General features: G+C 71.6%; 12 protein-coding genes. 8 read left to right on the top strand and 4 right to left on the bottom strand.

Annotated elements, in window-relative coordinates; translation table 11 throughout:
- Positions 1 to 20 precede the first annotated feature (20 nt).
- Genes TR42_RS07715 through TR42_RS07705 form a run of 3 tightly spaced genes read right to left on the bottom strand, consistent with a single transcriptional unit; the run spans position 21 to position 2,861 of the window.
- Entirely contained in the window at positions 21 to 839 is an 819-nt protein-coding gene (locus tag TR42_RS07715) for an ABC transporter permease (protein ID WP_042214642.1), read from the bottom strand.
- Positions 836 to 1,633 carry an ABC transporter ATP-binding protein gene (locus TR42_RS07710; protein ID WP_042214640.1) on the bottom strand — a complete coding sequence of 266 codons (798 nt, stop codon included), beginning with the start codon at positions 1,631 to 1,633 and terminating at the stop codon, positions 836 to 838. Before TR42_RS07710 ends, TR42_RS07715 begins: the two co-directional genes overlap by 4 nt.
- Positions 1,626 to 2,861, bottom strand: coding sequence for an amidohydrolase family protein (locus tag TR42_RS07705; RefSeq protein WP_042214638.1), 1,236 nt, complete (start codon positions 2,859 to 2,861; stop codon positions 1,626 to 1,628). Before TR42_RS07705 ends, TR42_RS07710 begins: the two co-directional genes overlap by 8 nt.
- Before the next feature lie 154 nt (positions 2,862 to 3,015).
- Between TR42_RS07705 and TR42_RS07700 the strand changes: the two genes are divergently transcribed.
- Both TR42_RS07700 and TR42_RS07695 read left to right on the top strand, forming a co-directional pair.
- Positions 3,016 to 3,582, top strand: coding sequence for a helix-turn-helix domain-containing protein (locus TR42_RS07700; RefSeq protein ID WP_042214636.1), 567 nt, complete (start codon positions 3,016 to 3,018; stop codon positions 3,580 to 3,582).
- Entirely contained in the window at positions 3,579 to 4,526 is a 948-nt protein-coding gene (locus tag TR42_RS07695; RefSeq protein ID WP_042214634.1) for a PDR/VanB family oxidoreductase, read from the top strand. The genes TR42_RS07700 and TR42_RS07695 overlap by 4 nt, the downstream gene beginning before the upstream one ends.
- Here TR42_RS07695 and TR42_RS07690 read toward each other — a convergent pair.
- Complete coding sequence (locus TR42_RS07690) at positions 4,523 to 5,803, bottom strand: amidohydrolase family protein (RefSeq protein ID WP_042214632.1); 1,281 nt, start codon at positions 5,801 to 5,803, stop codon at positions 4,523 to 4,525. The genes TR42_RS07695 and TR42_RS07690 overlap by 4 nt on opposite strands.
- Before the next feature lie 656 nt (positions 5,804 to 6,459).
- On the opposite strand from TR42_RS07690, the gene TR42_RS07685 reads away from it, so the two are divergent.
- The 6 genes from TR42_RS07685 (at position 6,460) to TR42_RS07660 (ending at position 16,408) form a co-directional block, all read left to right on the top strand.
- On the top strand, positions 6,460 to 7,014 hold the full coding sequence (locus TR42_RS07685; protein ID WP_042214630.1) for a DUF4190 domain-containing protein: 555 nt from the start codon (positions 6,460 to 6,462) through the stop codon (positions 7,012 to 7,014).
- 115 nt (positions 7,015 to 7,129) lie between these two features.
- Entirely contained in the window at positions 7,130 to 9,223 is a 2,094-nt protein-coding gene (locus tag TR42_RS07680) for a putative bifunctional diguanylate cyclase/phosphodiesterase (protein WP_052405808.1), read from the top strand.
- 200 nt (positions 9,224 to 9,423) lie between these two features.
- The gene (locus TR42_RS07675) at positions 9,424 to 11,469 is read left to right on the top strand and encodes a putative bifunctional diguanylate cyclase/phosphodiesterase (protein ID WP_052405806.1); all 2,046 of its coding nucleotides are present in this window, start codon (positions 9,424 to 9,426) and stop codon (positions 11,467 to 11,469) included.
- A gap of 1 nt (position 11,470) precedes the next feature.
- The gene (locus TR42_RS07670; RefSeq protein ID WP_042214628.1) at positions 11,471 to 12,022 is read left to right on the top strand and encodes a DUF5317 domain-containing protein; all 552 of its coding nucleotides are present in this window, start codon (positions 11,471 to 11,473) and stop codon (positions 12,020 to 12,022) included.
- A 170-nt stretch (positions 12,023 to 12,192) separates the two neighbouring features.
- Complete coding sequence (locus TR42_RS14285) at positions 12,193 to 14,232, top strand: putative bifunctional diguanylate cyclase/phosphodiesterase (RefSeq protein ID WP_052405804.1); 2,040 nt, start codon at positions 12,193 to 12,195, stop codon at positions 14,230 to 14,232.
- Between the two features lie 187 nt (positions 14,233 to 14,419).
- Positions 14,420 to 16,408, top strand: coding sequence for a putative bifunctional diguanylate cyclase/phosphodiesterase (locus TR42_RS07660; RefSeq protein WP_052405802.1), 1,989 nt, complete (start codon positions 14,420 to 14,422; stop codon positions 16,406 to 16,408).
- Positions 16,409 to 16,452: the final 44 nt, after the last annotated feature.

Raw genomic sequence — 16,452 nt, 5'->3', positions numbered from 1 at the left:
CGGTTCGGGACGTGCGGAAGTCATTCGAAGTCATGCCAGCTTCCGACGACACGCTTGCTGAGCCAGCCGAAGATCCAGAACACGACCACTCCGAAGAGCGACGCGAGGATGATCGAGGCGAAGAGGGGTTCGGCGTTGAGCCGGGCCTGGTACTTGGAGATGAGCGCACCGATCCCGGGCTCGCCGCGCTGGAAGAAGAAGTCGCCGACGATCGCACCGACCACGGCGAGCCCCGCGGAGATGCGCATCCCGGTGAAGATCGCGGGCAGGGCCGCGGGCAGCTGGAGCTTGGTGAGCATCGTGCGGGCGCCCGCCTGCTGGAGCTGGAACAGCTCCCGCTGGCCCTTCTCGACGGACTTGAGGCCGAAGAGCGTGTTGGAGACCATCGGGAACAGCGCGATCAGCACCGAGACGATGACGCGGGCGGTGAAGTCGAAGCCGAACCAGAAGCCGATGAGCGGCACGAGCGCGAGGATGGGGATGGTCTGGAGGATGACCGCGTACGGGTAGAGCGAGCGCTCGATCCAGGCGGCCTGGTTCATGGTGATGGCCCAGGACACGCCCAGCGCGATCGCGATCGCGAGGCCCGTGAGGGCGACCTTCGCGCTGTTCCAGAGCGCCTCGTACATGTCGGGCGCGATCTTGGGGTTCCAGTACGTCGCCACCACCTCGTGGGGAGGCGGGAGCAGGTAGGACTGCGACGGGTCGAGGACCACGTAGCTCACCAGGTACCAGAGGCCGACGATGATCGCGGCGACGGTGAGAGGCGGGGCCCAGTACTGGACGCCGGCACCGCGGATCGCCTTGGTGGCGAGCGGTGCGGTCGCGGTGGCGCTCATGAGGTGTGTCCTTCCCGGAGGGCGTGCGAGACCTCGCCGACCAGCGCGGCGTACTCGGGCGTGTAGCGGATCTCGGGATCGCGGGGCATGTCGAAGGGCACGTCGAAGGTGCCGACGATGCGCCCGGGACGGCCCGACATCACCACGACCTTGGTCGAGAGGTAGACGGCCTCCGACACCGAGTGGGTGATGAACAGCCCCGCGAACTGCCGCTCGACGAAGAGCCGGAGCAGCTCGTCGTTGAGGTACTCGCGGGTGATCTCATCGAGCGCGCCGAACGGCTCGTCGAAGAGGAACAGCTCGGGGTCGAGCGTGAGCGACCGGGCCAGCGAGACCCGCATGCGCATGCCGCCGGAGAGCTGGCGGGGCAGGTGCTTCTCGAAGCCGGTGAGGCTCACGAGCTCGATCGCCTTGCGGGCCGCCTCCTTGCGCGCGGCCTTGCCGTGGCCGCGGAGCTCCGCGAGCAGCTCGACGTTCGCCTGGACGGACCGCCACGGCAGCAGCGTCGCGTCCTGGAAGACGTAGCCCACGTGGTCCGTCCTGACCTCGGCGATGCCGGTGGTCGCGGACTCGAGCCCGGAGGCGATCCGCAGCAGCGTGGACTTGCCGCAGCCCGAGGGGCCCACGACGGTGACGAACTCGCCGCGGCGCACCATGAGGTCCACGCCGGACAGCGCGATGGTGCCGTTGGGGTAGGTGAGCTGGACGTCGTCGAAGTCGAGCAGGGCGCCGCGGTGGGCGTCGGCGGGCGCCTCGGCCGGCGCGACCGTGTCGGGGGCTGCGGGGTCAGGCATGGAGGGACCCTTCGGTGGGGACGGGGACGTGGATCTGCTGCTGGACGGCGGTGCGGGCGACCACGCGCCCGCGGTGGAGGACGATGCGGTCGGCGGGTGCCTCCGCGATGGCCTCGCCCACGTTCGCGGCCGGCATGGCGACGAAGTCGGCGGCGGCGCCGGGCTCGGCGGCGGCCCGCGGCAGACCCATGACGGCGCGGCCGCCGTTCGAGACGAGGTGCCAGGCGGTCTCGAGGTCGAGGTGCCCCGCGGTGACCAGCAGCATCGCCGTCTCGCACGCGTCGGAGCGGCCCAGGGGGTTGAAGGGGTCGCGCACGTTGTCCGCGCCCGCCGAGACGAGCGCGCCCGCCTCGAGCAGCGGCGCGAGCGCGGTGAGCCCGCGCGGGGTGCCGACCGGCTGGTCCCATCCCTGCAGGTACAGGTTGGTGATGGGCAGGCTCACCACTCCGAGCCGGGCCTGGACGACGGCGTCGATCAACGGTGCGAGCTCCTCGGACGGCAGGGTGCCGAGCCGGACGCAGTGGCCGGCGGTGCGGAGGCGTCCGGGCTCCCAGCCCTCGACCAGCCGCGCGAACTCGCCGATGGTGACGGGGCCGTCGAGGGACTCGTCGGTGTGAAGATCGATGCCGGTGCCGCGGCGCTCCGCGATCGCGACCATGCGGCGCACCTCGTCGATCGGGTCCTCGGCAAGGTGCGGCGCGCCGCCCACGAGGTCGAGGCCCCGCGCGAGGGACTCCTCGACCAGCGCATCGTCCATCCCGACCGGCGGCAGCGCCACGAGCTGGAGGTCGAGGACGTCGCGCAGCTCGGCGCGGAGCCTCACCAGCGCGTCGACGCCGCGGAAGGGGGAGTCGCCGGGCAGGAGGTTGACGTGGCTGCGGATCGCGGTGGTGCCGTTCGCGAGCAGGCGCAGCGCCGCGCGCCGTGCGCGTCCGTGGATGTCCTCCTCCGTGAGGTTCTCCTGGAAGGAGTGGAAGGCGTCGATCGCGCCGACGAGGTCGCCGAAGGGGGGCTGGATCGCGTCCCACGTGTACGCCTTGTCGAGGTGCGCGTGCGCATCGGCGCCGGCGGGCAGCAGCAGCCTGCCCTCGAGATCGACCGCCTCGGCGGCGCGGCCCGTGCCGGCGTCGACCACATCCGCGACCACGCCGTCCTCGAGGAGGACATCGACGAGGCTGCCGTCGGGCAGGCTCGCGTGACGGAGGACGCTGACGGGGACCGGGGACACGGCTCTCCTCAGGGGGACGGGGTGGCGACGACGCCGGGGGACTGCCGAGCCTGTCCGGAATGTTGATAGGCTCAACACTCATGAACGTACCCGCCGTGCGTTTCATCCATGTGAACTTGCGGTTACCTTCGCCGACCGTCCCCGGAGGCCCTTCATGACGCCCACGACCCTCGACGCGCAGGCCGGCGCTCTGGGCTCGCTCATCCGCGAGCTGCGGCGTGAGCGGGGCCACACCCTCAAGCAGCTCGCCGCGCTGTCCGGGCTCTCCCACCCGTTCCTCAGCCAGGTCGAACGCGGTGTCGCGCGTCCCAGCTTCGCGTCCCTCGACGCGATCGCGAGGGGCCTCGGGACCACGCAGTTCGAGCTGTTCGCGCTCGTGTCGCGGCGAGAGCGGGAGACGGGGACCGCGGAGCCCGCGGGCGCCGCGTTCGCGGACGGCATCGTGAGGGTGTTCGAGGGAGACTTCCGGCACCTCGCGCCCTACGAGGTGGTGAGCGAGCACACCGAGTTCGGCGAGTACTTCTCCCACCCGGAGGAGGAGTTCGCGTATCTGCTCTCAGGCGCAGGGCTTCTCGACCTCGGGGGTGACATCGTGCCGCTCTCGGCGGGCGACGGCGTCCTCATCCCCAGCGGCGCGAGGCACCGTTGGCGCTCCGTCGATGGCACCCCCTTCCGCAAGCTGCTGATCAAGGCCCTGTGCACCCACGAGGAGCCCGCATGACGACCGCGCCTCCCGAGATCGACGTCACCGTGAGGCGTCGCGAGTCCGCAGCCCCCGACGTCGACGTGTTCGAGCTGGTGCCGGTCGACGGCGCGTCGCTGCCCGGGTGGGAGCCCGGCGCGCATGTGGACGTGCTCACCGACGCGGGTCTCGAGCGTCAGTACTCGCTGTGCGGCGATCCTGCCGACGCTGGGGCCTGGCGCATCGCGGTGCTGCGCGAGGATGAGGGCCGCGGCGGGTCGCGCTGGATCCACGAGAACCTGCTCGAGGGCGGCCGCGTGCGCGTGCGCGGGCCCTGGAACCACTTCGCGATGGTCGAGGCTCCCCGCTACCGCTTCATCGCGGGCGGCATCGGCATCACGCCGCTGCTGCCGATGATCCGCGCCGCCGAGGCGGCGGGCGCCGCGTGGACGCTCGACTACGCCGGCCGCAGCCGTGCCTGCATCGGCTTCCTGGCCGAGCTCGAGACGTACGGCGCTCGGGTGAGGGTCCATGCCTCGGACGAGGGCGCACGGCTGGACATCGCGGGCCTGGTGCCGGCCGAGGGTGAGGCCGTGATCGCGTGCGGGCCACGGCGGATGCTCGACGCTCTCGATGAGGCGGCGTCGTCTTGGGCGCCGGGCACCCTCCACGTCGAGCGCTTCGAGGCGCGCGAGGTCGGCGAGCCCGTGCGTCACGAGACGTTCGAGGTCGAGCTCATGCTCAGCGGCACCACGGTCGAGGTGACGCCCGAGCAGAGCGTGCTCGACGCGGTCGAGCAGGCAGGGGTGTTCGTGCTGTCGTCGTGCCGCGAGGGCACGTGCGGCACCTGCGAGACCGTCGTGGTCGAGGGTGAGGTCGATCATCGCGACTCGATCCTGTCGCCCGAGGAGCGCGACGCGAACGAGCGGATGATGGTGTGCGTCTCGCGCGCCGCGTGCCCGCGGCTGGTGCTCGAGCTCTAGCCGTCGAGGCGGGAGGCGAGCTCCGCGACCACGTCGCGTTCGTCCGCGTCGACCAGCGCATAGTCGCGCACCACGAGCCGGCCGGCGACGATGACGTGGCGCGGCCGGCGTCCGGGGTTCGCCCACAGGAGGCCCGCGACCGGATCGGCGACGCCGGCGTCGTGCACGCCGGAGACGTCCCACACGCACGCGTCGGCTGCCGCGCCGGGCCGGAGATGTCCGAGCTCGGGACGCCCCAGCCCCCGTGCCGAGCCCGAGGTCGCCATCGTGAGCGCCTCGGCCGCCGCGAGCCCGCGCCCCGCGAGCGGCGAGACCTGCATCGCGAGGCGCGCGTCCGCGAGGAGGTGCCCGGCATCGTTCGATCCGCCGCCCGAGGTGCCCAGCCCCACGGCGACGCCCGCGTCGAGCAGGCGGCCCACCGGCGCGACGCCCCAGCCCATCGGCAGGTCGCAGCCGGGCGCGTGCGTGGCGGTGATGCCGGATGCGGCGAGGCGCGCGGTCTCCGCCTCCGTCACACCGCACAGGTGGGCGAGGGTCACGTCGGGAGCGAGCCAGCCCCACTCGTCGAGCAGGTCGAGCGGCCGCCTGCCGTAGCGCTCGGCGGCGATGTCGACGTCGACCTGCTCGTTCGCCTGTGTACGGCGGCGGACGCCGTAGCGGGAGGCGACCTCGCCCATGAGCCGGAACGTCGCCTCGGTGTCCGAGTGCACGCCCGCCGGACCGACCGCGACCTGCAGCATGCCGTCCGCGGTGACGCCGCCGTGCGGGACCAGCGCCTCGATGATCGCGGCCGCGGAGCTCGCCGCCTCCTCCGGATCGTCTCGGGCCGCGCCGCGCACGAAGGCGAGCCGGATCCCCAGGGATCGTGCTGCGTCGGCGGTCGCGCGCGCCATCGCCACCGTGTCCGCCCCCGACGGCCAGGTGAGGTGATGGTCCGCCACCGTGGTGACGCCGTCGAGCAGCGACTCGGCGACGCCGACGCGGGCTGCAGCGCGCACCAGCGCGGGATCGACGCCCTCGGCCGTGTACGCCTCGGACATGCGCTGCAGCCATGCGGCCATCGGTACGCCGCGGGTTCCGGGCAGCGTGCGGAACGCGGACTGCAGCAGGTGGTGATGCGCGTTGACCAGACCGGGGGTCACCACGCAGCCCGAGACGTCGAGCACGTCCCCGGCCAGGGGGGGACCGGAGACCCCGTCGGGTCCGAGGTGGAGGTCGCCGGTGCGTGTGGACGCGTCATCGACCACGATCGCGGTCGCTCCCGAGAGTGTCAGCACGGGGCGATTGTCACATCGTCGTGTGTCGCACGTGTGTCGCACAGGCATGACGCTGTTTCCACAGATTTCCTCCACAGGTGTGGGTAAAACCTCCCAGCCCCGCACGGCGCATGTGGATGAGCATGTGGGCGCGCGGTGGACAGGAGAAGGATGTCCGGTACCCCTTGCAGCGCCCGGCCGACGCGAGTAGAAAACCGTTAGCGAGATGGTGCGGCGCGCGCCGACGGGGGACGTGAGAGCGTTCTCCGACGGCCATCGGACCGCTCGGTGTCGGCAGCGGCGCGGAGCGGTGCGACGGTCGGGTGCGCACGCTCCTGATCGGACTCCTCGGACAACGGCGGTTCGCGTCGGCAGCCTCGAAGACGGGCTGCTCGACTTGTGTGTGACGGCACAGGACAGACGGGCCCGGGGGGTCGGCCGAGAGGTCGTCGCCGCGTTGCGGGTGCCCCCCTGCCGTGGTCTCTCGCGCTTCAGGGCAAGGCCCCCCGGACCCGAATTCCGGGGGGCCTTCGCCGTGCGCTCCGTGCTCGCGACGCGACCGTCGACCTCCGGCGCGCAGGGGTGACGCCGGGCGCGGCCGGACCCCGGGCGTGATGCGCGGAGCCGCGTCCCGCGCGTGCGAGACTTTCTCGACACGATCCACGAGGGAGGACGGGATGGTCGAGACGGTCGGGACCTCGGTCGAGGACGATGCGCGGATCGCCGAGGGCGGGAACGGCGTGGGGATCACGGCGTTCGTGACCGCGTGCCTCGGGCTCGGACCGGTCGCGATCGTGCTCGGGATCATCGGCCTCGCGCGTTGGCGCTCCGGCGCGGCGAGCCGTCGAAGCTGGCCGCTCGCGGGCCTCGTGCTCGGGATCGTCGGCACTCTCCTCGTGGCCGCCGGATGGCTGCTCCACCAGGGTTCGCAGACGTCCGACGGCGCGATCCTCGCGCACGCGAAGGTTGACGTCATCACCGTCGGGAACGCCGTGGTTGAGCGCTTCGCCGCGGACCCGGAGCTCACCGGCGTCGACGTCGACATCACGGCCGACGGATACGTGGTCGACGGCGCGGTCGTGGCGCGCACCTCCGAGGCGGACGTCGCTCTCACCTACGAGGGGTCCACCGCGTACGACTGGTGCGTCACCATCGCCGCCGGGCCCGACGGGGGCCAGACGGCCGCCTTCACCGCCACGGGCGGCCTTGTCGCCGAGTGCCCCGCCGGCTGAGCCGCCGCGCAGACGTGCCGCGGAGGAGTTGTTGGACGACTGCTCAACAACTGACGTGCGCGGCCGATCCGACCTCCGGGCTCGCCTGCGCGCGCCTCGGAGAGGAGCGACACGCATGCCGGTGACACGCCTGACGCGCCTCGACCTCTACGTGGCCGTGGTCGCCGTCATGGGCATCGGGACGCTCGTCGCGTCCGCGCTCGCGACCCCGTGGGAGATCGTCACCTCGGTGGCTCCGGCCGGGGCGGTGGTCTTCCTCCTCGCCGTGAGCATCCCCGGCGAGCTCAAGCCCATCATCCTGCGGGTCAACGGTCGCGAGTCGCGGTCCCTGGGGACGTCCACGCCCGCGGTGCTGGCGCTGCTGCCGATCGCCGGCGCGGTGATCGCGATGATCGCCCATGTCGCCGCGGGACTGGTCCTGGCGGTCCGGCGGCGCTCGGACGCCCGCCGGATCCTCTTCAACACCGGGCAGAACGTGCTCACCGTGCTCGTGGCGGCCGCGCTGTACTCGGGCCTCACGGGTACGCCGCTGCTCGAACCCACGCGCGACATCGGCGCCGGGGACGTCGCCGCGCTGCTGGTCGCGGGCGTGGCCTCCGTGGTGGCGAACCACCTGCTCGTGTGCGGCGCCGTCGCGCTCTCCACGTCCCGGTCCTTCTGGCCGCTCGTGGCGCGGGACCTGCGGTTCCTCGTGGTGACGCAGCTGGTGCTGCTCTCCGTCGCGGGCGTCGCGGTGGGTGTCGCACCGCACAACCCCGTGTCGCTGGTGCTGCTCGTGGTGCCGCTGTTCGCGGCGCACGTCTTCGCCTCGACCGGCGCCCGCCACGCGCACGATGCACGCCACGACCGCCTCACGGGGCTGGGCAACCGTGCGCAGTTCCGGGACGAGCTCGAGGACGCGCTCGACTACGCGGCGCGGCGAGACGAGGAGGGGCCGGGCCTCGTGCTGGTCGATCTCGACCACTTCAAGGACTTCAACGACACGCTCGGTCACCCCGTGGGTGACGCGATCCTGCGGGAGATCGCGACGCGCCTGGTCGCGTCCCTCCCCGAGCAGGCCTCCGTGCATCGTCTGGGCGGTGACGAGTTCGCCGTGGTGGTGCGCGACGGCGTCGACGGGACGGAACGGGTTGCGCGGACGCTGCTCGACTCGTTCACCACACCCGTCCTGGTCGACACCCTCGAGCTGCTGGTGCGCGGCTCGGCGGGTGTCGCGGTCGCGCCGCGCCACGGAGCGGACGAGGCGGCGTTGATGAAGAACGCCGACATCGCCCTCTACCACGCGAAGCTCGAGCGCGACCGGGTGAGCACCTACTCGCCCGACTTCGCGGTCAACACGGTCGAGCGGCTGCAGCTCATCGTCGACCTCCGGACCGCGCTCGAGGAGCGCCGGCTCCACGTCGAGTACCAGCCGCAGATCGACCTCACCACCGGCGCGACCGTCGGCGTCGAGGCGCTGGCGCGCTGGCGTCATCCCGAGCACGGGCCTGTCGGTCCCGACGAGTTCGTGCCCCTCGCGGAGAACTCGGGGCTGATCTTCGGCCTCACCGAGCTGGTGCTCGACATCGCCCTCGCCGATCTCGCGCGCTGGCGCGCCGGCTGCACGGATGTGCGGCTCGCGGTCAACCTCTCGGCGCGGCACCTCGCGGACCTGTCGATCGTCGCCATGGTGAGCAACTCCCTCGCGCGTCACGACGTCCCCGCCTCGGCCCTGGTGCTCGAGGTGACCGAGACCGCGATCTTCTCCGATCCGGTGCGCGCCGACAAGGTGCTGCGCGCGCTGCGCGATCTCGGCGTCGCGATCGCGATCGACGACTACGGCACCGGCAACGCGTCGCTCAGCTACCTGAGGCGCGTCGAGGTGGACGAGCTCAAGATCGACCGCGCGTTCGTCAGCCGGATGAGCGAGGACCCCCGCGACCGGATCATCGTGCGGTCGACGGTCGAGCTCGCGCTCGGCCTCGGTCTGCGCGTGGTGGCGGAGGGCATCGAGGACGAGGCCACCGGTGCGGCGATCGGCGCGCTGGGGGACGTCATCGGCCAGGGCTACCACTACAGCCGCCCGGTGGTCGCGGGCGAGATCTGTGCCCGGCTCGCGCGCGAGGATCACGCAGAAATCATGGCGAATCCTGAGAAAACCCTCGCTCTTTCAGCGACTTCACGCCAGGATGTTGCCAGGCCAACCCCTCCTGGCCTTTCTGACAATTGACGATGTGCGCAGTGGCGATCTACACCTCTCTCAGCGGTCACCCCTGCGGCAGGGACGGCTACGGCCGTGCGCATCGTCGCAGCTGAAGGGAAGTGCATCATGGGCAAGTGGACCAAGATCAAGGACAGCCTCACCGTGCGCGTCGTCGCGAGCGCGGGCACCATCGTCGCCGTCGCCACCGTGGCGGGTGCCGGAGTCAAGTGGAACTGACCGCTTCACGTACCGGCGGCGCCAGGACTCCGTTCCTGGCGCCGCCGGCGCTTGACGCGTACGTCACAGGCGTCACGACGCTCGGTGCGCTCGGCCTCGCCGCGGTTCTGGTCGGTGCGCCCTGGGGCGCGATCGTCGACTCCCCCATGCGGTGGCAGGTGCTCGTGCTCGCTTGCGCCGCGATCATCGGCGAGGTCCGCCCCATCCGCCTCGTCGACGGGGGCTCAGGCACGCGCACCCTGTCGACGTCGGCGCCGTTCGTGCTCGCGCTCGTCGGCGTCGCGGGTGTTGGCGTCGCCGTCGTCGCCCAGCTCGTCGCGAGCGGGGTCGATGATGTCGTGCAGCGTCGACCCCTCCGCAAATCCCTGTTCAACCTTGCGCAGTACGCGCTCAGCGTCATCGCGGCCCGAGCCGTCTACGCAGGGCTTACCGGCGCTCCGTTCTTCGGAGGCCCCAGCACCGTCGAGATGTCTGAGATCGCCGCGCTGCTCATCGCGGGCGTGGCGATGGTGGCGGTGAACTGGCTGCTCGTCGCCTGTGTCGTGTCCCTTTCCGTGCGCGGTTCGATCACCACCGTCCTCCGCATGGAGCTCCGCGACTTCGTGGTGGTCAACCTCGTGCTGCTGAGCGTGGGCTCGCTCGCCGCCGAGGTCGGCTCGGAGAGCCTGCTCGGGCTCGCGCTGCTGGCCGGTCCCGTGCTCGCCGCGCATGTGTTCGCGTCCGCAGCAGCTCGCCACGCCCACGACGCCACGCACGACCTTCTCACCGGTCTCGGCAACCGCGCGCAGCTGCAGCGCGATCTCTCGCGCGCGCTCGGCCAGGCTTCCGAGTCCAGCGGCCCCGGGCTCGTGCTCCTCGACCTCGACCACTTCAAGGACTTCAACGACACGCTCGGTCACCCGGTGGGCGACATGATCCTCCGCCAGGTGGCCCACCGGCTCGTGGCGGCCGCGCCCGAGGGATCGCGGGCCCATCGGCTGGGAGGCGACGAGTTCGCCGTCGTGGTGGATGGAGGGCTCGCGGAGAGCCGACGAGCAGCGCGGGACATGCTCGCCTCGTTCGAGGCGCCTGTGAACATCGACGGGCTCGAGCTGCTCGTCCGGGCATCCGTCGGCGTGGCCGTCGCGCCGATGCACGGCACGGATGGCGCGGAGCTCCTCAAGCATGCGGACATCGCGCTCTACCACGCGAAGCTCGAGCGCGATCGGATCTCGACCTTCGCTCCGGAGTTCGACATCAACACCGTGGATCGGCTACAGCTCCTCGCCGACCTCCGGACGGCGCTGTCCGAGACGGCCCTGCACGTCGAGTACCAGCCCCAGGTGGACCTCGCCAGCGGGCGGACGGTCGGCGTCGAGGCGCTGGTGCGCTGGCACCACCCGGAGCGAGGGCTCGTCCGCCCCGACGAGTTCGTCCCGCTCGCGGAGAACTCGGGGTTGATCCTGGAGCTCACCACGTTCGTGCTCGACCAGGCGCTGCGGGACCTCGCCGCGTGGCGTGCGCGCGGCCACGAAGTGCGGATGGCCGTCAACCTGTCCGCCCGCCACCTCTCCGACCTCGCGCTCCCACGCCTCGTCGCCGAGGCGATCGAGCGCCACGGCGTCCCCGCGACCTCGCTGGTGCTCGAGGTCACCGAGACCGGAATCCTGTCGGACCCGATCCGCGCGGACCTCGTGATCCGGGAGCTGCGCCAGCTCGGTGTCGCGATCGCGATCGACGACTACGGCACCGGCAACGCCTCGCTCAACTACCTGCGTCGGCTGCAGATCGACGAGCTCAAGATCGACCGGTCCTTCGTCAGCAACATCCAGGCGGACGACCACGACCTCATCATCGTCAGGTCGACCATCGAGCTCGCGCTCGCGCTCGGGCTGCGCGTGGTGGCCGAGGGCGTCGAGGACGCGCCGACCGCCGTGGCGCTCGCGGAGCTCGGCCCGGTCATCGCTCAAGGCTTCCACCTCGGCAGGCCCGCTCCCGCCGCCACGGTGCTCCAAGCGCTCGAGGGCTCGACGCTGACGCCTGCGGAACGAGGCTGACATGCTCGTGATGACGGCATGCCTGCTGGCGCTCGTGTCGCCCCTGGTCGCGCTGAGGTGGCCGGCCGGCATCGCGCTGCGCCGCTGGCGCGCGCCCTGGCTCGTGTGGGGCGCGCTCGCCACGCAGATCGTGATCATCGACGTGCCGCTGCCCGAGGCGGTCGCGCCGCCGCTGCACGTGGCGACCTACCTCGCGGTGCTGGCGTTCCTGTGGGTCAACCGCGAGGTCCGCGGTGCGCTCGTCGTCGGAGCGGGAGCGCTCGCGAACGGGCTCACCATCGCGCTCAACGGCGGCGTGCTGCCGGCCAGCCGGGCGGCGGTCGAGGCCGCAGGGATCGATCCGGACCATGAGTTCCTCAACTCCGCCGTGCTGGCGGACCCCGTGCTGCCCTGGCTCGGCGACGTCTTCGCCTGGCCGGACCCGCTGCCGCTCGCGAACACGTTCAGCGTCGGCGACGTGCTCATCGTCGTCGGTGTGGCCCTCGCCGCATGGACGCAGACACGGCCGCTGCGATCGCCGAGCGCCGTCGTTCACGACCGCGTCGACGCTTAGCTGCGCCTCGACCGCGCCTGCGGACCTCTACGATGGCGAGGCCCCGTCGCGCCGGAAGTGTTCACCCGCACGTCGCATCGGTCGATAGGGACGAACGGATGGCGACGCGACGACATCGTCATCCGTGAACCCATGCCCACCCCGCCTGCGCGTCCCCGAGGGAGGAGCTCGTGATCGGCCGCCCGCACCCTACGCGCCCTGCGACGCTCATCTTCTACGTCGCGTCCGTCTGCGTGCTCGGCGCGGCCGCCTTCGCCGGGACGCTCGGTGCCGGGATGCGGCCCACAGAGCTCAGCACCAACCTCATGATCGCCCTTGCGTTCCTCGCGGTCTTCGCGCTCGTGGGGGAGCTCAAGCCGATCTGGCTCGCGTGGTCGGGCCAGGAGATCCACTCACTGTCCCTCGGCACGCCCGCGGTTCTCGCGATCCTGGCGATCGCGGGCCCGGCCCCCGCGATCTTTGTGCAGGCGATCAGCACCCTCGCCGACGACATCCGCGGTCGTCGCGCCTGGTACAAGGCTGCTTTCAACATCGCGCAGTATTCCGTGAGCATCGCTGCCGCCGGCGCGGTCTACGAGCCTCTCGCCGCGACCATCGAAGGCGACCACGTCGCGGTGGTGCACGCGCAGCGCGTGGGAGCGCTGCTGGTATCCGGCCTCGTGATGATCATGCTCAACTGGCTGCTCGTCGGCGTCGCGGTCACGCTCGCCTCCGGTGAGCCGCTGCGCGCGACGCTCGCCAGCGGCTTCGGCTACTTCGTGGCCACCCACGCGGTGATGTTGAGCCTGGGCTGCATCGCGGCTGATGTCGCGCCGCACGGCGTCGGAGTCCTGGTCATGCTCGTGCCTGCGGCGGTGGCCGCGCACTACTTCGCGGTCATCGGTGCACGCCACGCGTACGACGCCTCGCATGACCAGCTCACGGGGCTGCGCAACCGGGGGCAGCTGCGCGTGAAGCTCGAGCGCGACCTGGCCGCAGAACCTGACGACCGGTACCGAGGGCCAGGTCTGGTGCTGATCGATCTCGATCACTTCAAGGTCTTCAACGACACGCTGGGTCATCCGGTGGGGGATGCGATCCTCTGCGAGGTGGCGCGGCGGCTCGATGGGGGGGCACCCCTGGACGCCGTCGTCCACCGGCTCGGCGGCGACGAGTTCGCGATCGTGGCGGACGGCACCATCGAGCAGCTCCGCTCGCTCGCCTCCGAGGTCCTCGCGACCCTTGAGGAGCCGGTGCAGGTCGACGATCTCGAGCTGCTGGTACGGGCGAGCGCCGGCCTCGCCGTCGCGCCGATGCACGGCAGCGACGTCGACACCCTGATGAAGAACGCGGACATCGCGCTCTATCACGCGAAGCTCGAGCGGGACCGGATCAGCATCTTCTCTCCGGAGTTCGACCTCAACACGGTCGAGCGGCTGCGCCTGCTCGCCGATCTCCGGATCGCCATCGACCGGGGTGACCTCGACGTCGTCTTCCAGCCGCAGGTCGAGCTCGCCGGATCGCGCGTGGTCGCGGTCGAGGCTCTCGCTCGCTGGAACCACTGCACGCGCGGGCCCGTCGGTCCGGACGTGTTCATCCCCCTCGCCGAGGACTCGGGCCTCATCTTCCGGCTCACGACCGTGGTGCTCGAGCGCGCGCTCGCGCAGCTCGCCGAGTGGCGCGCCGCCGGCCACGACATCCGGATGGCGGTGAACCTGTCTGCGCGTCATCTCTCGGACCTCGGGGTGCCGCAGCAGGTGGCCCTCGCGCTGCGGCGTCATGGCATCCCCGCATCGTCCCTGGTGCTCGAGGTCACCGAGACCGCGATCCTCTCGGACCCCGTCCGCGCGGACCTCGTGATCCGCGCCCTGCGCGCCCACGGGGTCACGATCGCGATCGACGACTACGGCACCGGCAACGCCTCGCTCAGCTACCTGCGCCGCCTCGAGGTCGACGAGCTCAAGATCGACCGTGTGTTCGTCAGCAACATCCGTGCGGACGGGCAGGACATGATCATCGTCCGCTCCACCATCGCGCTCGCGCTCGAGCTGGGCCTGCGGGTCGTGGCGGAGGGCGTCGAGGACGAGCCGACCGTGGAGTCGCTCCGCAGCTTCGGGGGCGTGGTCGCGCAGGGCTACCACCTGGGCAGGCCCGGCAGCGCGGAGGCGGTCGAGAGGATGATCGTGGAGGCCAACGGCGCCCCGACGGAGGGCGCCCTGTCGCGCGCCTAGGCGCGAACCGATCCATGCGGCATCACGCCCGCGAGCCCATGTGAGTATTCTCACCTGGACGGTGGTGCGGTCGATTGCAACGATGTAGGTGCCGGCGCTCGCCGGTGAGCAGACGGAAGCGGGAGCGTACGTGCCGACACCGGGCCTCCGACGAGCATGGAACCCTGCGCTCGTCTACACGGGCGCTGTGTCGACCCTGGGCCTCACGTGGGTCGGCTTGCTGCTCGCGCACAGCGACAGCACCCTCGCCGTGCCGCCGTCGATGGTCTGGCCCGCTCTCTTCCTCGCGGTCCTCGCCGTCCTCGGCGAGCTCAAACCGATCTGGCTGCTGTTCGAGGACGGCGCGGCGCAGCGGTCGATCGCGCTGTCGACGCCGGCCGTGGTGGCCCTGATCGAGATCGCGGGGCCGCTGTCCGCTGCGCTCGTCCAGATGGCCGCGATGGTGATCGTCGACCTCAAGGGGCGACGCGCCCCGTACAAGCTGGTCTTCAACGCGGCGCAGTACGCGATCTCCGTGCTCGTGGCGGGCCGTGTGTACGACCTCCTCGGCAGCGACCTCGACGCGGACGCCTCGCGGGCCGACGGCGCAGCGAAGATCGGGGCGCTGCTGCTGGCGGGCCTGGTGATGGTGGCGTCCAACTACCTGCTGGTGGGGATCGCGGTCACGCTGCTGTCAGGGCAGTCGCTGCTGGAGGCCGTGCGTGAGGACGCAGGCAACTTCTTCGTCACGCACACGGTCCTGCTCGTCATGGGGGCGATCGCCGCCCAGCTGGCGCACCACGGTCTCGCGCCCGCAGTGCTGATCCTGGTCCCCGTGGTCGCCGCGCACTACTACGCATCCGCCGGCGCGCGCCACGCGTACGAGGCGGCTCACGACGGCCTGACGGGGCTCGGCAACCGCGGTCGGCTCCATCAGACGCTCGAGGGCGCGCTCGAGGCGGCGTCCGGAGATCGCGAGGCGGGACCGGCGCTGGTCCTGCTCGACCTCGACCATTTCAAGGACTTCAACGACACGCTCGGGCACCCCATCGGCGACGAGATCCTGCGGGAAGTCGCTGCACGGTTCGTGGGGGCGGCGCAGGACGCCCAGGCCGTCCACCGGCTGGGCGGCGACGAGTTCGCGGTCGTCGTGCACGGAGGCGCGGTGGCGGCGCGAGCGTGCGCTGAGGATCTGCTCGACGCGCTGCGGTCGCCGGTGAAGGTCGGCGGGCTGGAGCTGATGGTGCGCGCCAGCGCGGGGGTCGCCATCGCACCGCGCCACGGCGACACCGTCGCGACGCTCATGAAGAATGCGGACATCGCCTTGTACGAGGCGAAGGTCGAGCGCGACCGGATCAGCACGTTCTCTCCCGAGTTCGACGTCAACACCGTCGAGCGCCTCCGGCTTCTCGCGGACCTGCGCGCCGCACTCGAGCGCCGGATGATCCACGTCGAGTACCAGCCGCAGTTCGATCTCGACCACGGCGGCGTGGTCGCCGTCGAGGCGCTGGCGCGGTGGTCGCACCCCGAGCGCGGCCCGATCCCCGCAGACGAGTTCGTGCAGCTCGCCGAGAACTCCGGTCTGATCCACGATCTCACCGCCTGCGTGCTCGACGCCGCTCTCGGGAGGCTCGCCGGCTGGCGGGCCCTCGGTCACGACATCCGCATGTCGGTGAACCTGTCCGCGCGCCACCTCGCGGACCTCGCGCTGCCGCAGCAGGTCGCCTCCGCTCTCGAGCGGCACGGCGTGCCGGCCGACCGCCTGGTGCTCGAGGTCACCGAGACGGGAGTGCTCGCCGACGCGGTGCGCGCGGACGTGGTGCTGCGCGCGGTGCGCCGCCTGGGCGTCGCGATCGCGATCGACGACTACGGCACCGGCAACGCGTCGCTCACCTACCTCCGCAGGCTCGAGATCGACGAGCTCAAGATCGACCGGAGCTTCGTCAGCAGCATCGGCGAGGACCACCACGACCTCATCATCGTCCGCTCGACCATCGCGCTCGCTCTCGAGCTGGGACTCCGCGTGGTCGCGGAGGGGGTCGAGAACCAGGCGACCGTCGAGCTGCTGCGCGGCTTCGGCAGCGTGGTGGGTCAGGGCTTCCACCTCGGCAGGCCGATGCCGCCCGCGGAGATCGAGGTGCTGCTGGGTGCGTCCGAGCGCGTCGCCGATGCGGCGGGCGGGGCGGGCGCCAGATGACGAAGGCCCCTCCGAGGAGGGGCCTTGCGCGTGGAGCGGGTGAC

This window comes from Demequina mangrovi (assembly GCF_000759715.1).
Taxonomy (GTDB): Bacteria; Actinomycetota; Actinomycetes; order Actinomycetales; family Demequinaceae; genus Demequina; species Demequina mangrovi.
Note: the sequence above shows the minus strand (reverse complement) of the source record. Positions and strands in the feature narration are given on the sequence as shown.

What these genes read in the sequence shown, in the direction of transcription:
- TR42_RS07685 (WP_042214630.1), top strand. Translation starts at nt 6,460, where the DNA reads ATGGTCGAGACGGTCGGGACCTCGGTCGAGGACGATGCGCGGATCGCC.
- TR42_RS07700 (WP_042214636.1), top strand. Translation starts at nt 3,016, where the DNA reads ATGACGCCCACGACCCTCGACGCGCAGGCCGGCGCTCTGGGCTCGCTC.
- TR42_RS07680 (WP_052405808.1), top strand. Translation starts at nt 7,130, where the DNA reads ATGCCGGTGACACGCCTGACGCGCCTCGACCTCTACGTGGCCGTGGTC.
- TR42_RS07695 (WP_042214634.1), top strand. Translation starts at nt 3,579, where the DNA reads ATGACGACCGCGCCTCCCGAGATCGACGTCACCGTGAGGCGTCGCGAG.
- TR42_RS07670 (WP_042214628.1), top strand. Translation starts at nt 11,471, where the DNA reads ATGCTCGTGATGACGGCATGCCTGCTGGCGCTCGTGTCGCCCCTGGTC.
- TR42_RS07715 (WP_042214642.1), bottom strand. Translation starts at nt 839, where the DNA reads ATGAGCGCCACCGCGACCGCACCGCTCGCCACCAAGGCGATCCGCGGT.
- TR42_RS07710 (WP_042214640.1), bottom strand. Translation starts at nt 1,633, where the DNA reads ATGCCTGACCCCGCAGCCCCCGACACGGTCGCGCCGGCCGAGGCGCCC.